Origin of the sequence: Roseivirga sp. BDSF3-8 (genome assembly GCF_041449215.1) — a bacterium.
In the GTDB taxonomy this organism is placed as follows: domain Bacteria; phylum Bacteroidota; class Bacteroidia; order Cytophagales; family Cyclobacteriaceae; genus JBGNFV01.
In genome coordinates this window covers 5343105-5363114 of record NZ_JBGNFV010000001.1, presented here as the reverse complement: position 1 = coordinate 5363114, position 20010 = coordinate 5343105, and the positions used below count along the sequence as shown (strand labels likewise).

Sequence of the window (20010 nt, the reverse complement as noted above, 5' to 3'; positions counted from 1 at the left end):
TCAAATCTATCAATTGTAAGTATGAGAAAACTTCTACCGATTTTAGCGGCCCTGCTAATCATGGCCGCTGGTGCACATGCACAAAAGAAGAAGAACTATGCCCTGCGCGATGGCGGCAGTACCTATGAGCCTGGCGTGCTTAGGGTTAAGTTCAAAGAAGATCAGGCACCCAAACTGGATGTGCTGATGAGAATGGCTGAAAAAGGCCGTACCCTCGAGGCCCGCAATGGCGCATTGCAAACAGGTATTCCCGGTCTCGACGTAGCCAATGAGACCGTAGGGGCTACCAAAATGACCCGTGTTTTCCGCCCTGCCGGTAAGTTTGAAGACCGCCACCGTCAGTGGGGCCTTCACCTATGGTACGAAATGAAGTTTGACAACCAGCAGCAACTGGAAAAAGCCCTGGCTGCCTATGCTGACCTGGAAGTCGTGCAGATTGCCGAACCTAAGATCGCCTATCACCTTGTAGACGGGTATGATCCCATGCTTGAGCGTAAAGAAGCTGTAAAAGGCTACGAGGCTATGTCTATAGCCGGTGGTACGCCTAACGATCCTGGCTATGGCCAGCAGTGGGGCTACCCTGCTATCAATGCCCCCCAGGCCTGGGAGCTTGAAACTGGTAACAGCAGTGTGGTGGTAGCCATCGAAGACGGTGGTGTTGATGTAGATCATGCTGACCTTATCGGTAACATGTGGATTAACACGGGTGAAGTACCCGGTGATGGTATCGACAATGATAACAACGGGTATGTGGATGATGTAAACGGATACAACTTCGGTGACAACACCGGGACCGTTTATGGTGACAGCCACGGTTCTCACGTGGGTGGTACAGTAGCGGCCGAAACCAACAATGGTGTAGGTGTGGCTGGTACTGCCGGTGGTTCAGGTTCTAACGACGGTGTTCGCCTGATGACCCTTTCTGTATTCGGCAACAGCTCTAACGGCGGTTTTGATGAGGCATTCATCTACGCGGCTGACATGGGAGCTGCCATCTCTCAAAACTCATGGGGTGGTGGTGCTCAAAGCTCTGCTATCGAAAATGCCATTGACTACTTCCGTGCTAACGGTGGTGGCTCTGTTATGGACGGTGGCCTGCCTATCTTCGCCGCAGGTAATGACAACACAAGCAGCACAAGCTACGGCTACCCTGCTTCTTACCCTTCTTGCCTGGCAGTAGCTTCTGTAAGCAGCAGCCTTGCCAAGTCAAGCTTCTCTAACTACGGTAGCTGGGTGGATATTTCTGCTCCCGGTAGCAGCATCTATTCTACTTTCCCTAATAACAACTACAGCAGCATCTCCGGTACGTCTATGGCTTGCCCTCACGTATCTGGTGTAGCCGCCCTGGTTGTTTCGTACAAAGTGAATAATAATGAGATTATCACTGATGAAGAGCTTTGGAGCCTGCTGGTGGATAATGCCAACTTTGACGCACTTTATAACGCCAACTCCAGCTACAGTGGCCAGCTAGGTTCTGGTATGCTGGATGCTTATGCTTCACTTACCGGTGTAGCCGCTCCTCCTCCGCCTTGTACTGAGTCTGTAGATGATGTTACGCTTACCCTGGTTACTGACAACTATGGTTCGGAAACCTCATGGACGCTTAAGAATGCCAGCGGTACTACTGTAGCCAGCGGCAGCGGTTATGCGAATAACACGACTTATACTGAAGTATTCAGTGGGCTGGAAGGTGAGCACACGTTCACCATCACTGACTCTTATGGTGACGGTATCTGCTGCTCATACGGTAGCGGTAGCTATAACCTTACTGATTCTCAAAATACTGTAATCGTATCCGGTGGTGCCTTTGGTTCATCTCAGTCTACTAAGTTCTGTGCTTCGCAGAGTGGCTCAGGCGGTGGTGGCGGTAGCGACTGCACGGGTTCCAGTCCTGCAGGTTACTGCGCAGCCGATGGTGGCAGCACTCAGTATGAGTGGATCGACCTTGTGGAAATTCAGGGTACAGGTCTTAGCCGTACATCATCAGGTGATGGCGGGTACTACAATGGCACCAGCATCAAAGGTAATCTTGTAACGGGTAATACATATACTATCCGTCTGAGTGCCGGATTTGCCGGAACTACATACAGTGAAAACTGGAAGTTCTATGCTGACTGGAACCGTGACGGCGACTTCTCTGATGCCGGTGAGGACGTTGGCGGCGGATCTACCTCTGATGGTAATATCTATAGCATCAGCATGTCTGTGCCTGCTACTGCTTCACTGGGTGATACCCGCTTCCGTGCAGTCATGAGATGGAACACGGCCGCTGTTGCTTGTGGTAACTCAAGCTATGGCGAAGTTGAGGACTTCACCATCAATGTATGTGATAGTGGTACCTCTTCTGTATCTACTCTGTCAGCCGGTGGCAAAACGCTTGACCAGTCGGTAGTAAATGACCGCATTAGCCTGTACCCTAACCCTACGGAAGGCGTACTGAATATTGATGTGGCTCGCCTGGCAGATAATGCTCAGATCCAGATTACTGACCTGGCTGGCCGTACTATGTATAGTGCAGCTGCGAAGGCTACAGGTAACTCTGTAGACGTATCAAATCTTCGCGATGGCATGTACCTCATACAGGTTCGTACCGGAGCTGATGTGATCACTCAGAAGTTCTACAAAAAATAAGCGATACCCGCTTAGTAACTATAAAAGAGGCTGCCTTGCAAAAGGCAGCCTCTTTTTTATGCATATCAGATAGTAATCAAATAAACGCGGGTTGAGATGACTCAGCCCCGGGACACTTGTCCACTGGGTATTTTACTGGCTTAGTTCCGTAATCTGCTCTTCTGCAAATGCCTGCATTTCGGGACTGCCGTATTTTGTCAGTTTTTTATAATAGTTGATTGCCTTTTTCTTATCCCCGTTAAGCTTGTAGGCATGAGCGATGTTAGACAGTATCACGTCATCCTCAGGCGCTATTTTTTCTGCCCGGAGCAATGGTTCCAATCCCTTTTCATATTCTTCTGCCAATAGGTATGTGATGGACAGGTTTGACAGACTGGGCACATCCTCAGGGTAAATATCCAGTATCTCCCGGGCTATGCTTCGCATGTTCGCCAGCAGGCTTGTGTCTCCGGTGTTGAACAACTGAACCTGGTAGTCCTGGATAGCATGTAGAAATGCCTCCTGGCCTCCTTCTTTGGGTTGGTTTTTAGTCCATGTCCATTGGTTGTCATTTGTGGCAGAGTGCTGCACCGTCCTGATCACCTCAGAGGTGAAAGTGGCCCAGTCCTTTACCTGTCCCAGTGCGTAGATCTTACCAAAGCGCATATCAAGACGATCAGGGTAGCGCTCAATTCCTTCTTCTATCTTTTCCAGCCCCTTATTTACTTCAGCCTGATCATAATACACATGCCTTCCTAAATAAGCCTGTGTCTGTTGGGTACTATCCTTAGAAAGTTTTCACCTTCAGTGGGCTCGTTCATCAGGGCCACTGACTCTTTTCTTCCTTTATTAAAATGATAGTTGAAATAGCAGGTGTAAAGCTCTGCATCATCAGGGTTATTAGCTTTCCACTCAGTTAGAACCTCTAACTGGCCTACCGTGTCATTGGCCTGTGCTCGGGCTATGAAGCGGCTATAATAATCTTGTGAATACCCTGCGTGAAAGAGCAGGGTGGTGATAAGGATAAGGAATAATCTTTTTTTCATGTTTTATTCAGCATTACCTTGTAAAGGTATGAAGGTAGCCTTTCACTACAATATTATGAGGTGATAAGGTGGTAAATACACTGTCGTAATTATGTAAGATTCTGCTCTTTGCTCACTTTCTGTAAGCAGATTCACTGCACTGATTTGAAATGAACCGGCATGTGTTTCTGGTTTTATTAATGGTGTGTAAGGGTAAGCCGGGAGGATAAGGTAAGCTGCCTTGAGTCTGTATGGACATACTCACGGGTAGGGTTTAAGCCTGGTAATTTTTATATATATCCAGGTAGGCGTAGCTTTACGACTGTATGCATGATATAGAAAACAGACAGGACATTGAGAAGCTTGTGGATGCCTTTTACAAGCGTGCCATTCCTGATCAGGTTATAGGTAAATTTTTTACTGAGGTGGTGAGGCTTGACTGGGAGGTGCATATCCCGGTTTTGTGCGATTTTTGGGAGACTGTGCTGTTGGGGAACCAGACCTATAAGGGTAACCCGATGGTAAAACATATCCTGCTGAGTGAAAAAGAGCCGTTGCTGCCTCTTCATTTCGACCGATGGCTTGAGCTGTGGACGCATACCGTACACTCGTTGTTTACAGGCAAAACGGCCGATGAGGCTATCACCAGGGCCAATCAAATCGCCGCTCTTATGAAGTTTAAGGTGAGGCAGGCCGGTGCCTGATCTGTCTTTTGGCCGGCTGCCCCAACCGGATAAGATGCCTACCCTAAACATTAGTGTGTGACCAGCCGACACGATACTTACGAATATGCTAGTGCCGGATGGAAATAGATATAATTTTTTCAAAAAATTTCCCTCACACTATCCCTCTTAATTTAGCTTCCAGATCATTTTAAAGTGTACTCCATTGTTGGTTAGGTAATTTCCGGAAAGGCTGCCGAAAAGGGTACGATGAGCGCCATAATTTACTGAATAAACCGATTGCAGAGCTTCTCTTGCTACTATCAGGTATGTAATGGTGTGGGAACATTAAATATATAGATAGATATATTTAATGTTCCGCAGTGTTTTCCTATATATTAAAATTTTCCTCCAACCTACAAGGTGTCGTGTTAAGTGTTGATAATCAATGCTTTCATTTTCATTTTTTTAGAAATACTTTATTTAGGAAATCAACCTTAGACTAAATCTCTACACTATGAGAAACCACTACCATCAGGGTGGAAGACAACCGTCTTTACCCCCCTGGATGACACTATTACCTTTACTTTTTCTCTTTTTTACATTTACGGGTCTTTCCCCGGCGTTAGCGCAGGGTATTGAAAAAGGCCCGGGAGAGATTGTAATTTGCCCTGCCGGTGAGCAGGATGAGCACACAAAAGTGCTGCCCTCCGGATTCAAAAGTGTATCTGAAATGTACTCCAGCCGCATGCTGGCCACACAGACCGCTACTTTTGAAGTTACCTTTGGCCCCGGTGCTCAGGCTAATCCTGATGCGCAGGCGGCTTTTCTTTTTGCCCTGGATATTTGGTCTTCAGAGATTGTAAGCGATGTGCCGATCAAGGTTTTTGCAGAGTTTGCTAATCTCGGGCCGGGCGTACTTGCTTCGGCAGGGCCGTCCTACAGCGTCAGAAATTTTAGCCCTGATGTCCTGCCGGATGTTTTCTACCCTGCAGCATTAGCTAATGCTATAGCAGGAGAGGAACTGTTCCCTGATGAACCGTTCGATCTGCAGGTTAACTTAGGTACGGGTATTAACTGGTACTTCGGGCTTGACACAAATACGCCTGCCGGACAGTTTAGCTTTGCTACGGTTGCGCTGCATGAAATCGGTCATGGCCTGGGCTTTACTGCTATACGTGGCGTGAACTTTGGCCAGGGTACCATACGCAGTAGCGGTTCATACAGCATTTACAGTGAGTTTGTGGAGCTGGGTGACGGTACGCCGATAACTTCACTGGCAGATCCTTCTGCTGCAATAGCGAATGCGCTTACCGGAGGAGATATATTTCAGGCCGGGCCCAGCACAGTTGCAGCCCTATCTGGTAATCCGGCAGAGCTTTATGCTCCCTCTGTATTTCAGGGAGGATCGAGCTATGCTCACTGGGACGAAGCGGCCTTTCCGGCAGGTGACCCTAATTCACTAATGACGCCACAGGTAGGTAGTGCTGAGTCCACCTTTGATATTGGAGATATAACCCGCGGCCTGTTCGAGGATATGGGATGGGTATTGAACAATGCGGGTGCGCCGACACTGGCGGTTTCACCACAAGAGGTAGATGTGGAATTGCTGGTAGGTAACTCAGAGGAGGTGATACTGGATCTGACTAACATATCCGATTCACTGCAAAGTTTTAGTGTCAGTGAAGACCCTGAGCAGGCCTGGCTTTCAGTGAGCCCTGCTTCCGGTAGCCTCACCGCTGGCGAAAATACGAGCCTGGCAGTAACGGTTGATGCGAGTGTACTGCCTAAGGGCGTGTATACCAGTGACCTGCTGATCAGCGATGGTGACAGTCTTACACCTACCCTGGTGGTGCCGGTAAGCCTTACCGTGCTGGATGGTACGGAAGCTCCCGAGATTGAAGTAAGTCCGGATAGTCTGTCCCAAACACTTGCCTTGCTCCAGACGGCTACTCAAACGCTGGAGATAGCCAATACCGGTGATGATGAGCTGGTGTACTCCATAATGGTGGATGACCTGAGTGGTAGTACCTTTGCTGCCAATGTAGCCCGGACCAGGGAGGCTTTGACAAGGGGATTCCGTAGCCTGGCGGTTACGCACGATGCGGAGAACACTGAGCTTAGTCGCCTGGTAACAGCTTCGGGAACTATGAATGAAGTGGCTGCTCCGCTATACGCGGCAGATTTTGAGGACTTTGCTCTTGGTGAACTGGACGGACAAATGGGCTGGGTGACTCAGTCCACCCCTAACTGGGTCATAGCCAACACAAACCCTTTTGAAGGTACGCGCCATATACGGGCCACATCTGATGGTTCTAATGGGGCCCCTTTTAATAATCTGGCGCTGTCGCCTACTATCGAAGTAGGGCCGCAGCCATTCTCTTACGCCTCTGCAGAGATGCAGATTTCAGGTGTTGGTGGGGTGACGTGGGAGTTCATTCCACAGTCGCCTGGCGAGGAACTGGTAAATACCCGGGTACGCTTTAACCCTGATGGTTCTATTTCTGTACTGGACGGTGGAGTAGAAGCTTTTTTGCCTACAGGCGCTGTTACGCCTTCCGGTTACTTCACCATCGCAGTGGTAGTGGACAGGGAAAACCTGGACATGCGGGTGCTGCTTGACGGTAACCTTATATTCAGCGGAACAGCCTTTGCGCCAAACATCGAGCAGGTAGTGCTCTTCAGCCCTATGGAGGCAGTAGGCTCTATCCTGGATGTGGACAACCTGGAAATAGTGGACGGTGACCCTGAGAGCTTCTTTGTGTCTGTTAATACGATGGGCGGAACTGTACAGCCTGGCGAAACAGACGTAGTGGATGTATTATTTGATGCCCGGCTGGTAGATTCAACCGGTGTGTATACCGCAGACCTGGTCATCAGTAGTAATGACAGCGATGAGCCTGAGATTCGTGTACCTGCTACTTTAAACGTAGTGGCCCCACCTGCTATCGCTCTTTCTCCTGATAGTATTTCTGTCAGCATAAATGTACAGAATGATGATCCTGTAGCGGTGCGGACAATTACCGTATCGAATAACGGGGAACAGCCTCTGAACTTTACAGCCTCTACCGGCCCTACGGTGGAAGAACCGGCCAATCTGTTGGCTGATCCGCTCGCAGGACTGGACATGGCCAGGTACGGGTATGGTGATTCGGGCAGTTATACTGAAAGCAGTGTGCCGGCCAGTGCGCAGGGCAGGGCAGGCGGTACTACCGAAGGTGTAAGGCCACTGCCGAACCCCGGAACTGATAATGCGGAATTCAGCGATTCTATTTTCTACGATTCCGGTATATCTTTCCCCGATGACTTTTCCGGTGTGCAAACGGCGGCCTATACCAGTGCTGTACGTTTTGAGGTGCCTGCCGGTGGCTTTACCTTAACGGCAGTGCGCAACGCCTACCGTACTGAAGCAGTAAGCAACCCTACCGTTATTCTGGAAATCAGGGAGGGGGGAACCACTCCAAATCAGGGTACCCTGTTGCTGACACAGACAATCAATACGGCCTCGGAAGAGGGTGTGTTTCTGCTGACAGAACTGGATCAGTCCTTCTCATTTGATGCAGGAGACGAGTTCTGGGTAATTCATAAGTACCCTGATGGCGTTGCCTTCCCGCAGGGAGTGGATGCCAATGCCACCCAGCGGCCCAATACTTACTTCTTCAGTAGTGACGGAGGTAATACATACAATGGGAGTGGCTTTGTCTTCCTGAAAAGAGCCCTTAGCGGCAGTGGCGAAGGGTACATAAGCCTGTCACCCGAAAGCGGGGAAGTGGCTCCCGGTGAGTCGGTGGATGTGGAAGTGACATTTGATGCCTCGCAGGTAGCTAATGGTACTTATCGTACGCCTATTATCTTCAGCAGCAATGACCCTGATGAGCCGGTGGCTGAAGTGCCCACTACGCTGGTGGTGTCTGGTCAGGAGTCTGAGATAGTGGTAAATGAGAACCTACTGGACTTCGGTGCGGTGTTCGTGGGAGGAAGTAAAGACCTTTCTTTCACTATCTTTAATAACGGACTGGCTGCGATCAATATCTCTGATATCAGTATTGATGGCTTCCAGTATAGCGCCAGTGTGGAGGAGGCTTCCATACCTGCAGGTGATAGCCTGGAAGTGGTGGTGACGTTTGCTCCGCAGACGCTGGGGAACCTCTTTGCCACGCTCACGATAAACAGTGATGCGGATAACAGCACCCAAAATCAGGTATTCCTGATAGGTGTGGGTACGGCACCGCCTGTACTGGAGCTGGTGCCGGACATAGCACAGGAAACGCTGGAGACGGGCGAAACCGGATCGGTTGAGTTTGAACTGCGTAACCTGGGAACCTTCCCGCTCATATTCAGTACGCCTGCAGCCACTGTTAATGCCTTACTGGCGGCAGAGGATGTGGTGCTGAATAATACGGAGCGTATCGAGTTTGCAAATCGTAATGAGCTAAGCAAGGAGCAGGACGACAACCGCATAGGACATCCTGTGGAATATGCTTTTGGTGAAGACCTGGGCTTCGGGTATCGCTGGATCGATAGTGATGAGCCGGGCGGACCTGTGTATGCATTCAGCGACATAAGCGGAACTGGTACGGAGGTGAGTGATAGTACGGCTGACGAAGGATTCTTCCGTGCAGACCTGCCATTTGATTTTGAGTTTTACGGAAATGACGAGGACGAGGTATGGATAAGCGGCAATGGCTTCCTTGCTTTCGCTGAGCCTCCAAGCTTTACCTTTACCAATGATCAGATACCTGATACGGGTACGCCTAACGGGGGGATTATTGCCGCACTGTGGGACGACCTGGTGACGGATGAATTCGATGCCGCCGTGTATTACCAGGCATTTGCTGACCGCTTTGTGGTGCAGTATACGGATGTTCCCGAATTCCTGGGCGATGCTTCTGAGACAGTTACCTTCCAGATTGTACTGTATGAAAATGGCAACATCGATTTCTTCTACGAAGATGTGGAGACGGCTCCCTTCCTTGATGAGAGTACCGTAGGTATTGAGAATGAGGATGGTACGGACGGTGCACAGGTGGCCTTTAATACATCCTATATTAAGAATGGGCTGGCGGTGCGTTTCATCAAACCTCCCTTTGGCCTTACGCCTTTCATTACCGGTGCTGAGCCTGCCAATGGTATTGTACCTCCCGGTTCTTCCGTAAGTATTACCGTTAACCTGGATGCTGCCGGGTTGAATGATGGTGTGTACTATGACGCACTGGATCTCAGTACCAATGATCCGTTGAATGCTGATGCCCAGGCTTTAGTAGAGCTTACGGTGATTGGCTTCCCTGAGATAGAGGTAGCTCCGGATAGCCTGGTTTTCGAACCACTATTTGTTGGCCTGGAGAGTGTACAGAGCTTTACGGTGAGTAATAATGGCACGAAGGACCTGGTGGGAATCATTTCCGGTCCTTCAGGAGCTGATTTTAGTTCTGATGCGCCTGACAGCGTTGACCTTGCGCCAGGAGAAAGCCTTGACATCGAGGTTACTTTCAGCCCTACGCAGGACGGAGTACTGAGTGACCAGATCGTATTGGAGACTAATGATGCCTTTGGTAACGAGATGGTCGTGGTGAACCTCTCCGGAACGGGTATTGCACCACCGGTGCTGGGGCTTGACCCTGACTCTATTTCGGTAACGCTGGCCCCGGGTGAAAGCACGGTGGAGTCACTTACGATAAGTAACGAGGGAAATAGTGACCTTACCTTTAGTGTGATACCGCCTTCCTTTGGAAGTGGTGACCAACTGGTGATGCGCTATCCTAAACTGGACCTGGAAGCGCCTGCTACGAAGGAGGAACCGGATAACCGTGTAGGTCCTGACGTGCTCAACGCGAGTGGCGGACCGGGTACATTCGGCTATGCATGGCGTGATAATAACAGCGGGGGAGCGGCTTATAACTTTATGGATATAAGTGGCTCCGGAACGCAGGCAAGCGTAAGCAACGATGGCAATGAGCGTGTACCGCTTCCCTTCAGCTTTACTTTCTTCGGGGTTGAGCATGATAGTGTGTTTATCGGAGCTAATGGCTTTGTGGCCTTCGAACCACTGTCGGGTAGTAACTTCTCTAACCGGCAGATACCTAATAGCCTGAATCCAAGATCCATGATCGCGGGTATGTGGGACGACCTTGAGCCTGCAGATGGCGGGGGAGTCTTCTACCAGGGCAGTGCCGAGTCTTTCATTGTACAGTGGGAGGAGACTCCCGGCTTCGGGTTCTTCGGACCTGCGCCGGCACCGGTTACCTTCCAGATGATCCTTTACCCTGACGGCAGGATCAAGCTACAATATGAGAATACGAACTCAACTATCGCTACCAGCAGCACGGTAGGATTGCAGGGTCCTGGTCCTGAGGAAGGACTGCAGATCATCTTCAACACTACTTATCTGGAAGACGGCCTGGCAATAAGCATTACACCACCACTTGCATCAGGTACTTTGCTACCTGGTGAGGCAGTAGTAGTGGATGTGCCTCTTAGTGCCGAAGGTCTTGATGAAGGTGTTTATAATGGTGATATACAGGTGCAGAGCAATGACCCCTTCCGTCCGCTTGCGCTGGTGCCTGTTACGCTTAATGTGGTCAGCGGACCCAGCATATTGCCTCCTCTTGTACTGGTTAATGCAGATACAGACGAGGACATAGGCCCTCTGGTGGATGGTGATACGATAGACCTGGCAGATTACGCGAACAACGCTTTCAGCGTGAGAGCAGAGCCTGGTGATCTAACGCAAAGTGTGGTCTTTGGCTTCAACGGCAATGCTCGCTTCCAGGTAGAGAGTATCGCGCCGTTTGCTCTGGACGGAGATAATCCGAATGGTGATTATAATCCGGTAGAGTTCCCTCTGGGAGAGAATACGATCACAGTTACGCCTTATGGCAGCCGCGGTGGCAGAGGTGAGGCCGGTACACCGGTTACGGTGAACTTTACTGTGATAGACAGCGATGCTCCATGCACAGCTATAGAGGTAGTGGACTACAGTCCCGGCAAGAAGAAGAATAACCGTGATATTGCTTCCAACCGCACCGACCCTGATAAGGCGCTTGGTGAACCGGAAGAAAATGACACGTACAACTTCGTAAGCCTTGGCTTCGGTGGATCACTTACTGTAAAAATGGCCTGCGTGATTGATGACCAGGAGGGCGATGATCTGTTTATTATAGAGACTTCCTTTAACGATGTGGGCCGTGGCTGTAACAGTTATCCTGAAAAGGCCCGCGTAGAGGGATCATTGGACGGACAGAGCTGGACGGTACTGGCAGATGAGATCTGTAAGGATACCTATATTGATATGGCCGGTTCAGGTCTGAGTGCCCTGCAGTACGTAAGGGTCACGGACATATCCGATCGTAACAGGTTCGGTGGCGGAGCGGACGGCTTCGATGTGGATGGTATCGTTAAGGTGCCTTCTGCAGGTGTAGCCACCAGAAGCGGCATGGAGCTGGCGTATAACCGCATGCCTAACCTGGTGCCTGACGAAGAGGTGGAAATGATCCTCTATCCGAACCCTGTGGATGGGGCTGACCTTACGGTGGATGTTGGCGGACTGGTGCCCGGGGAGTATACACTAAGCCTCGTGGATGCACAAGGCAGGCAGGTGACTGCTCTTCGCCAGGTAGTGGAAAGTACCGGTGAGGCTACAGGACGTATGGTGTACCAGTTGCCTACGGAAAGACTGGAGACGGGCATATACCTGCTTCGTGTTATCGATGAAGCCTCTAATGTGGTTTCACAACAAAAAGTAGTTAGGAGGTAAGACAACCTCATTTGTAATAAGCACAAAACGCCCGGCTTACTGAGCCGGGCGTTTGTTTTTTTATGCTAATGGGCCAGAGAATAACTCACTATAAATCAGGGTGTGGGGGTGATGGCTTTCATTAGAAAATTATGAGTTTTGGATAATTTAATAATGACAAAATATTATTTCAGGGGTAGCTATTGGTAAGTTCGAAGCCTGGTTTATACCTTCATGACATATCATTAGCGATTGCCGAAAAGCTAAAACAGAGTAGGCACTAAGAAAAAACTACATTAAGATGAAGAAGAAATTAAGCCTCGATTCACTGGAAGTTAAAAGCTTTGTGACTAAGCCTGAGGGTTCTATCCAGACTATCAAGGGTGGTGAAACCTTCGCTTGTTCGGAAGAGCCTGAATTCTGCAACTTTACTTATAACAGATGGTGCTATTCTGGTGGTCAGTGCGATACCTATGAGCCTCTTTGCACGCAGCCTAAGTAAACGCTACGCTTTTATCTTATACAAGCAGTCTCTATTTTTGGGGACTGCTTTTTATTATATGAAAAGATTATTGCTCCTGCCCATAGTACTTGGAAGCCTGCTTTGCCAGGCCCAGGATATTGGTCTGTTTAGTGCCAAAAGCCCATATGATTGGGAGGCTAACGGCTACAGGCATGTAGGAGAGGGGGCACTGGAGGAGCTGCTCCGTATCATGCCTTATGAGATATATCCTGATTTTTCCTCTGCATTTGAATATATAGACCGGTTTCATCTCATTGATATTGATAAAGATGGTGTGGATGAAGTCCTTTACAATGGCTACACGGGTGGAGAGGGCGAAGGGGTGTTGATTTTCCGGAAGGTAAACGGGGCGTATCAGTATGTTTCTTCATGGACCGGCAGGGTGGTTGATCTGCACGGGGAAGAAGGTACTCACCTGGTACTGCTGGATTATGCCTGCTGTGCAGGGTATGTGGACCACCTGACTTACCTGGAATACCTGCCTGGTGAGGGCAGGTTTCGGATTACGGAAGACTATGCCGCTATGGGAAATTCCCTGATCGATTATCAATCTATAGAGCCTGTGCGGTTTGAGGTAATACAGGAAAGCTATAATATGCGTGATTCTCCCAATATAAAAACGGGCCTTAGGGAAATGGATTTGCCATACATGCCGATTGACGGACAGAATATCGTGACTGTGTACCACCAGGGGGATAAAGGAACGGCGCTGGCAGAATGGGAGGATGATACCGGCAGGGTATGGTGGCTGGTGGTAATGGATGATACACCTAACCGGAATAACTCATTGTTTTACGGGGGTAATAATGATTACAAGCATTACAAAGCCATCGGCTGGATGAGCAGCCGGTACCTAAGGCCGCTTTAAGGATATTTGAAAAGAATAAAAAGGGGTTATATTGCAATAGACTATTATATATCCCGTGTTGCTAACCCTGGTGCCATGATAACCTTTCTATGAAGGGTCAGGAAAAAACTACTGGCAGAAAATAACTTTACGCGCTACCTCCTGTATGCTGTTGGTGAGGTATTTCTTATTGTGGTGGGTATTCTGATCGCCCTTGCTATTAATAACTGGAACCAGCGAGAAGCGGCCAAAAAGCGTGAGCAGTTTTATCTGGAAGGGTTAAAGGCCGAATTCCAACAGAGCAGGGCTAAGCTGGTGGAGCTGATGAGAGTGAACCGGCTTAACTACGAAGAGGCTAAGCGGCTGGCACAGATTATCAATTCCGATTCGGCTGACATCACTGAGTCGGCCCTCTCAGACATATTACTAAATACCTTGTCCTACGAGATCAGCTATAACCCTAATAATTCCCTGTTGCTGGAGATTATTAATTCAGGTGGTCTTAAAGACCTTTCTGATGCTGAACTCAGAATGTATCTTACCTCCTGGGAGTCTGTGATACGGCAGGTACACCAGCAGGAGGCCTCGCTGCGCACGCAGCGTGAGTATATACTGGGAATATTTCGGGAAGGAGAAGGGAGTATCAGAACGGTGGTGGATAAAACGGGGATTTCGGTGTCTCAGTTGGGGCTAGAGCCTAAGGCACATAATGAAAGTAACCTCGGTATCATCCGGACGTCCCGCTTCGAGGATAACCTGCTAATGTTCATTTTGATCGGTATCACAACGGAAGACTCTCATTACCTGCCGCTACAGGACCGCATTGATACTGTACTTGCTCTGATTGATCATAATTTGGATAAATAGTGCTGCCTCCTTATAGGTGGTATTTCATGTACACAAAGCAGACTACAAGGTGGTGAAATCACCGGCTGTGGCCTTTTACCATTAGCCATCTTCCACCAGGATAGGGTTAATTAATTATGTGACAGCGATCAGGTTAATGGCGCCATATTCAGCCTACGTATTTGTTGCTTATAAGCACCCGGCAAAAACAAGGCTTTAACCAGGGTATCTGCCCTGAGCCGGCGTGTCATTTTATACAGGACGAAAGCGGGTGGTATCAGCGGGTTCATTTTAAGGTTCAGCAGGTGTTTTACCTGTGCCGGACATATTAGTTGCTGTACTTGTAAAAGCAGCCAGTAGCGGATAGGGCCAAGATGCTTCCGGTATTGTTTATACAGGTCCAGGGTGTAGTGACTTCTACCGAGGTCTTGCTGCAAATGCAAGTCCCTGTCGGGTAGCCATTCACTATACGTCTCCGGAAGCTTTTGGATCCCCATCAGCAAGCCCACCCGGCAGAAGACATTATATACTTCTTCCTTTTCCGCTTCGCTAAGTTTTCGTTCCAGAAGTTCATAAACGGTGATGCTATAACTTATAAGCATATATAGCACATCACGGTATGACCACTGGGGTATATTCTGGCCGCGTTTTTTCTCTACCGCCGCATGCGCTGCTCTTATGTCGCTTATAGCGGCTATTGATTGCTCATAAGGCATGAAAATAATTCGCTGGGCGTAGGTGACAGTAGAAAATAACCTCTCCAGCGGATCGGCAGGCAGCCGTCCGGTAAAATAGAGCCAGTTTACGGCCTTGTTAAGGGCAAACTCGGCTGAGGCACCGGCAAATATGAATAGAACGGTGTCGCTCTTTCCCCATATTTTGCGTACGATAGAATCTTTTCTGACAAATGTATTCATACGGTAGCACCGGGTTTATTACGTGATGGTGTAAAGGTATGCAAAAGTACTTTGCAATTCAAAGTATCATTAACAACTTTATGTAAAGAAGTAGCTTTGGGGTGGGCCATGTGCTTCCAGGTTAATAGCTGCCCGGTTGACTGATAATTCCAGTACCTGATCTGTAACGGTTTTATTTTCAGGACTCTATAGGCCATTGGTTTTGAGGGCTCGATGATTCCATGGCATGTCATCTTTTTTAGCTATTTCTTTTATTTGACGGTCATCTCCTCCGGAGGAGTGTGATGTAATAGTGGAAGAGGGGCTATGTGCCTACGGCACTCGGCCCTAACCGGCTTTATAGAGCTACAAAGGCTTCGCTGCGATGAGGCGGCAAGGTCTTATACCGATCCTCACTGTGGTAACCTTTGCTTTATTACCAGTGAATCATAGGCCAGGTGTATTTAAGCCAAAACCTGTAAATGGGGGACACCAGTGATGAGAATAATTATTAGTTATTCATTGTGACCGGATTTATCTTCCTGACTGTAGTGAAATTATATATTATGTTTGTGTTTTACCCATTTACTACATTTGAAGATATTTAAAAAAATATCTTCTCAGGTCCTGCCTATTAGAAGTTAAATTTATATGTATGAGTTATGGTACTAAAGTCGGCCTTTTATGCCTGGTAGGTATTATCGTCGGTGGTTTTGTGGCTTATACGGTGGGATGGTTTATGGCGCCGGGATCGTACCCCAGGGCGGAAAGGTATGAGTTTGATATGCCTGAAGAAGCCCTGATTCAAATAATAAAAGAGGTTAAAAGGGAAAGCCCTCAATTGGACCCTGATCAATATCCTGCAGCATCAAGGCTTGGGCTGCAGGATGGACGGGTGGATAAGCATGATCATTGGTATTCCATCTATTTTTACGACCCTGAAAGGGATGAGATAATCCATACGTGGACAAGGTCTAAAAACAGACAGACAACTACCTTTGGCTTTGCAGGTATTAATAAGGAACTGAGACCTGGCGCCTGGCAATGGGTGAATGACTCATTTTGGTGGTGGGAAAATACAGCGGAAGTCGAAAGGTTCGAGAAGAGGATACTCAGCCGGATAAAGAATAAGGCAAGTGTTCAAAACGATATGTAGTTATTTCGATCATTAGTTTCGACCAAGACGAATCTACCTTGCTCTGCGGTTAAGTTCTTGCTCGTCCAGGGAGATGAGCTTGCCGATAGGTTCGCCGTTCCGGTAGGTAATGACCCGAAACTGATCTACTCCTTCGGGCAGGGTAATAGGCTGCTGGTACCGGCTGGCGTACCGGCCTGGTATGGTGCCATCGATGGTATAGTATATGTCCAGTCCGTCAATCTCCGTTTCGAGTTCTACTATCCGTTCGCCTGTTTCCTGTCTGGTTACTTTGATAATGGGATCATACATGCTGCGCGAGTAGTTTATGCCGGCCTTTTCCAGTCGCTGGAATTCCTCTTCTATCTTCGGTATCAGCTCTTGCCAGTCGCGCTCCTGCCGGGGTGACCAGAGCACTTCCGAAAGGGCCAGGACCCGCGGAAAGGCCATGTAGTGCACCTGGGAGAGGTAGGGGATATGTTCTGTCCAGATATTACCCTGTCCGCCGAGTATGTAGGCTGGGTCTGCCCCCTCGGGAACAGGATCCCAGCTATAGATGTCCTGCAGCCTGGCACGGCTGTAGGTAGGGGGCTCAACGGCCCTGTCTCCCTGGTAGAGGTCCAGGTAGGCCATGGGCCAGGGGCTCATCACCACGTTTACGCCCTGCTGTGATGCTTCCACGCCGGCTTTAGTTCCGCGCCAGCTCATAACAGCGGCCCCATCGGCCAGGCCGCCATCCATGATCTCGTCCCATCCGATCATCTTTTTGCCCTTGCTGTTAATGATGTTATTGACTCTGCCTACAAAGTAGCTTTGCAGGGCTTCGCCGTCCTGCAGGTCATGGGCCTCCATAAAGGCCTGCACGGCTGAGTCGCGCTCCCAGTAGCCGTGGTAGGCCTCGTCACCCCCCATGTGGATGTATTCGAAGGGAAAGAGGCGGGCTATTTCTCCGAAGACTTTGTCCAGGAATAGGTAGGTGGCTTCATCCGTAGGGTCGAGGGTATTATCGACAAACATTTCAAATTTGCCTCCGCCCAGCCAGTTGACGAATTTTGAGCCGGGGTTTACGTAGGCGGGGCTGTCTGTAACAGAGAGTTCAGGGTAGGAGGCTATGGCTGCCATGCTGTGGCCGGGTACGTCTATTTCTGGCATTACCTCTATGTGGTGCTTACTGGCATAGGCTATCACCTCTTGTATGTCCTGGGGGGTGTAGTAACCACCATAGGGGGTAGGTTCACCGGCCTGCGGGGGCTTTCGTTCGCCAAATTTCCCATAGCGTTCCACCCGCCATGCGCCGGTTTCGGTTAACCCGGGCAGGCCTTCTATTTGTACACGCCAGCCCTGATCATCTGTGAGGTGCCAGTGGAAGCGGTTATATTTATAGCGGGCCATCTGGCTGATGAGTTGCTTTACTTCTTCTTTGGTGTAAAAATGCCTGCTCACGTCCAGCATAATGCCTCTCCAGCCGAAGCGGGGGTAGTCGGTTATGTCTACATACGGCAAGGTCCAATTTATAGTGGTAACCTCCTGGCTATCTATTTCCGGCGGTAATAATTGCATCAATGTCTGGACGCCGTAGAATAAACCTTTCGGGGTATTTGCCCGGATGTAGACGCCGTCATTTGTTACCTGCAGGCGGTATCCTTCTTCTCCAATTTCTTCATTTCTCTGCCCGTACAGCCTGAGGTGTATGCCTTCCTTTTTATTTCCCCGGGCAAGGGGCCATTCATACCCTGTAGCAGGCTGCAGGAGTCCTTGCAGATAGGTGGCTACCTGGTCAGTTTCTATCTCTTCATCTTTGGTATAAATACCCCATGTGTGATCCATAGAAAGGCTTCCGCTATAGGTGGTTATGCTTACGGGCTCAGGGATGACAGTGACGGGTGCCCGGCCCTCTTTGGTAGCAGGTATGGTAAAGGATGAGATTAGGAAGGCTAGCAGGCATACGGCCAGAGGAGGATATATTCGCAGGTGCATAGATGCAAATTTTGAGGCTAGAATACGGGGTGTAAACTAATGAAAATTTCCCATCTGTTGTGGGTGTGTATTATGCCGTGGGTATTGTTTTACGCCGTGTATATACTCAATTGCTATTCTTCAATGCAGCGGGTTCTGTTCGTGCCGTCTTTATAGGCGATGAGGGTATGATACTTTGAGCGTACATTTGCTACCTGGTCGCATTCTACTTCTTCATTTGGTACATTTTCGGCGGCGGGATTATCATCGCGGTAAGAATACAGGGAATATTTCTTTCTCAGGCACCTGACGGGTTCATTATTGACAAAGTAATAGCGGTGCTGACTGATATCATCTCTGGTCGCTCCCTGTCCGCCCTGTGAATCGAACATCCAGGTGGCTTCCTCTAATATGGCAAAGAACAGGGAGTCATTATGAAGGTAGTACTGGTTGTTAGCGGAATAATGGCCGCCAGCATGATAATCATGTGTAATGATTCGCAGATCGGTTCCCTGGTAATAGTAGGTAACGGTACCGCTTTCCTCGTAGCACTTATAGGGTACTGCCACGGAGAGGAGCCTACTGCTATCACGTAAGGAGGTGAGTGTGCTAAATTCTTCTTTAATGTCCTGGATGCCGGAGATCTGTGCGAGGCCGGCAGGTGTGTCCTGGTGGTTATCCTGAGAGGACATTCCACAATTCGCAAAAATAAAAAGGGGCAGGGTTAACAGTAGTTTGTCTATCATGTAGCCGGAATAATTAAAAGGTATAGTCAAAAGTACAAAATTAGGTGTCTGATGCTGGTGAAAAGGGATGGAATGTAAGTTTTTGCCTTATATTTATTTCGGTTTTACTGAGGTGCGGCTGTTTTAGTTTGGATTAAGTCTTTAGGGCTTAGGGAAATACAGGGGATGATAGGTGGCATATTAATCTTTTTCCTTCTGAGCTAGTGAGAGGGGGGGACTCTTGCCTTCTGTCTGCCGGCGTATATCTTCCAGGGGCGTTAGCCATATATTTTTCTTGGATAATTTGCTATACGGAGGCCTTCTTTTTGCAGCTCTTTTAGGGCGTCTTTCGCAATCCATCGGGCGGATTTAGTGTCTCGTGAGGCAATTTGTTCAGCTATTTCCAGTGCCTTGCGTTTGAGATCAGGATTACGCTTTCCTATGCTCCTGAGCGCCCAGTTTACCGCTTTCCTGACGTATAACCGGTTATCATCGCTCTCTCTGATTATGATGGTTAAAAACTTGTCAAATACCTCATTACCTGCTCTTTTATCGGCACTGCATAAGGCTGCCATGATGGCAAAGCCAGCTCTTTTCTCAAACTCAGGTTCCCGGGTACTGTATTCGATGGCTTTGGGTATGGCCAGCGGGCTTCTGGCATAAACGGTCATGCAAAAGGAGTCGCAGACCTCCCAGTTCTCGAAGGTGGATGTCCATCTGTCCATAAGGGGTTCGGTTAGCTGAGCGGGTGGAAAGAGCTTGCTGCACAGAAGCCTGCCTTCGTATATTCCTGAGTCAAACAGCTCAGTGGCCAGTTCGGCATCTTTTGGTATTTCTCTGGCCATTTCGTTCAGGTCTTTATGAAAAATACCCAGTTGGTGTTTGGCGACAATTCCGAACTTAGCTTCTTTATACCGTGCCTTTTGGGGGTCGGCCTTTCTTTTCAGGGATTGTATGATTTGTTCAGCCGTCACTGCCTTTCCTGGTTAAAGTCTACATGACCGAATGTATTGAATTGTATATGTCTTCAAGTATTGACAATATATAAAAAAA

Annotated in this window: 13 protein-coding genes; 7 read left to right on the top strand and 6 right to left on the bottom strand. The window is 48.9% G+C overall.

Features of this window, described 5'->3' with window-relative positions; genetic code table 11:
- The first annotated feature begins 21 nt into the window (after positions 1 to 21).
- Entirely contained in the window at positions 22 to 2631 is a 2610-nt protein-coding gene (locus AB9P05_RS21760; RefSeq protein ID WP_371910947.1) for a S8 family serine peptidase, read from the top strand.
- 132 nt (positions 2632 to 2763) lie between these two features.
- Here AB9P05_RS21760 and AB9P05_RS21755 read toward each other — a convergent pair whose 3' ends face one another.
- A complete protein-coding gene (locus AB9P05_RS21755) occupies positions 2764 to 3357 on the bottom strand; it encodes a tetratricopeptide repeat protein (RefSeq protein ID WP_371910946.1) in 594 nt (197 codons plus the stop codon).
- Positions 3358 to 3365: 8 nt separating this feature from the next.
- Positions 3366 to 3656: a hypothetical protein gene (locus AB9P05_RS21750; protein WP_371910945.1), complete on the bottom strand. Its 291-nt coding sequence runs from the start codon at positions 3654 to 3656 to the stop codon at positions 3366 to 3368.
- 305 nt (positions 3657 to 3961) lie between these two features.
- Here AB9P05_RS21750 and AB9P05_RS21745 point away from each other — a divergent pair, with 305 nt between their 5' ends.
- From AB9P05_RS21745 to AB9P05_RS21725, 5 genes are all read left to right on the top strand, one after another.
- Entirely contained in the window at positions 3962 to 4339 is a 378-nt protein-coding gene (locus AB9P05_RS21745) for a group III truncated hemoglobin (RefSeq protein ID WP_371910944.1), read from the top strand.
- A gap of 475 nt (positions 4340 to 4814) precedes the next feature.
- On the top strand, positions 4815 to 12050 hold the full coding sequence (locus AB9P05_RS21740) for a choice-of-anchor D domain-containing protein (protein ID WP_371910943.1): 7236 nt from the start codon (positions 4815 to 4817) through the stop codon (positions 12048 to 12050).
- Positions 12051 to 12330: 280 nt separating this feature from the next.
- Positions 12331 to 12531: a pinensin family lanthipeptide gene (locus AB9P05_RS21735; RefSeq protein WP_371910942.1), complete on the top strand. Its 201-nt coding sequence runs from the start codon at positions 12331 to 12333 to the stop codon at positions 12529 to 12531.
- A gap of 58 nt (positions 12532 to 12589) precedes the next feature.
- Positions 12590 to 13420, top strand: coding sequence for a hypothetical protein (locus AB9P05_RS21730; RefSeq protein ID WP_371910941.1), 831 nt, complete (start codon positions 12590 to 12592; stop codon positions 13418 to 13420).
- Positions 13421 to 13531: 111 nt separating this feature from the next.
- The gene (locus tag AB9P05_RS21725; protein WP_371911377.1) at positions 13532 to 14266 is read left to right on the top strand and encodes a DUF6090 family protein; all 735 of its coding nucleotides are present in this window, start codon (positions 13532 to 13534) and stop codon (positions 14264 to 14266) included.
- A 128-nt stretch (positions 14267 to 14394) separates the two neighbouring features.
- On the opposite strand, the gene AB9P05_RS21720 is transcribed toward AB9P05_RS21725, so the two are convergent.
- Positions 14395 to 15162, bottom strand: coding sequence for an oxygenase MpaB family protein (locus AB9P05_RS21720; RefSeq protein ID WP_371910940.1), 768 nt, complete (start codon positions 15160 to 15162; stop codon positions 14395 to 14397).
- A gap of 634 nt (positions 15163 to 15796) precedes the next feature.
- On the opposite strand from AB9P05_RS21720, the gene AB9P05_RS21715 reads away from it, so the two are divergent.
- Entirely contained in the window at positions 15797 to 16297 is a 501-nt protein-coding gene (locus tag AB9P05_RS21715) for a hypothetical protein (RefSeq protein ID WP_371910939.1), read from the top strand.
- Positions 16298 to 16330: 33 nt separating this feature from the next.
- Here AB9P05_RS21715 and AB9P05_RS21710 read toward each other — a convergent pair whose 3' ends face one another.
- From AB9P05_RS21710 to AB9P05_RS21700, 3 genes are all read right to left on the bottom strand, one after another.
- Complete coding sequence (locus AB9P05_RS21710; protein ID WP_371910938.1) at positions 16331 to 18253, bottom strand: beta-N-acetylhexosaminidase; 1923 nt, start codon at positions 18251 to 18253, stop codon at positions 16331 to 16333.
- Positions 18254 to 18366: 113 nt separating this feature from the next.
- Complete coding sequence (locus AB9P05_RS21705; protein WP_371910937.1) at positions 18367 to 19008, bottom strand: hypothetical protein; 642 nt, start codon at positions 19006 to 19008, stop codon at positions 18367 to 18369.
- 227 nt (positions 19009 to 19235) lie between these two features.
- Positions 19236 to 19931 carry a DNA alkylation repair protein gene (locus AB9P05_RS21700; protein ID WP_371910936.1) on the bottom strand — a complete coding sequence of 232 codons (696 nt, stop codon included), beginning with the start codon at positions 19929 to 19931 and terminating at the stop codon, positions 19236 to 19238.
- Positions 19932 to 20010 lie beyond the last annotated feature (79 nt).

Coding starts and splice junctions, on each gene's coding strand:
- AB9P05_RS21720 (WP_371910940.1), bottom strand. CDS start 15,162: ATGAATACATTTGTCAGAAAAGATTCTATCGTACGCAAAATATGGGGA.
- AB9P05_RS21740 (WP_371910943.1), top strand. CDS start 4,815: ATGAGAAACCACTACCATCAGGGTGGAAGACAACCGTCTTTACCCCCC.
- AB9P05_RS21760 (WP_371910947.1), top strand. CDS start 22: ATGAGAAAACTTCTACCGATTTTAGCGGCCCTGCTAATCATGGCCGCT.
- AB9P05_RS21715 (WP_371910939.1), top strand. CDS start 15,797: ATGAGTTATGGTACTAAAGTCGGCCTTTTATGCCTGGTAGGTATTATC.
- AB9P05_RS21750 (WP_371910945.1), bottom strand. CDS start 3,656: ATGAAAAAAAGATTATTCCTTATCCTTATCACCACCCTGCTCTTTCAC.
- AB9P05_RS21710 (WP_371910938.1), bottom strand. CDS start 18,253: ATGCACCTGCGAATATATCCTCCTCTGGCCGTATGCCTGCTAGCCTTC.
- AB9P05_RS21730 (WP_371910941.1), top strand. CDS start 12,590: ATGAAAAGATTATTGCTCCTGCCCATAGTACTTGGAAGCCTGCTTTGC.
- AB9P05_RS21745 (WP_371910944.1), top strand. CDS start 3,962: ATGCATGATATAGAAAACAGACAGGACATTGAGAAGCTTGTGGATGCC.
- AB9P05_RS21735 (WP_371910942.1), top strand. CDS start 12,331: ATGAAGAAGAAATTAAGCCTCGATTCACTGGAAGTTAAAAGCTTTGTG.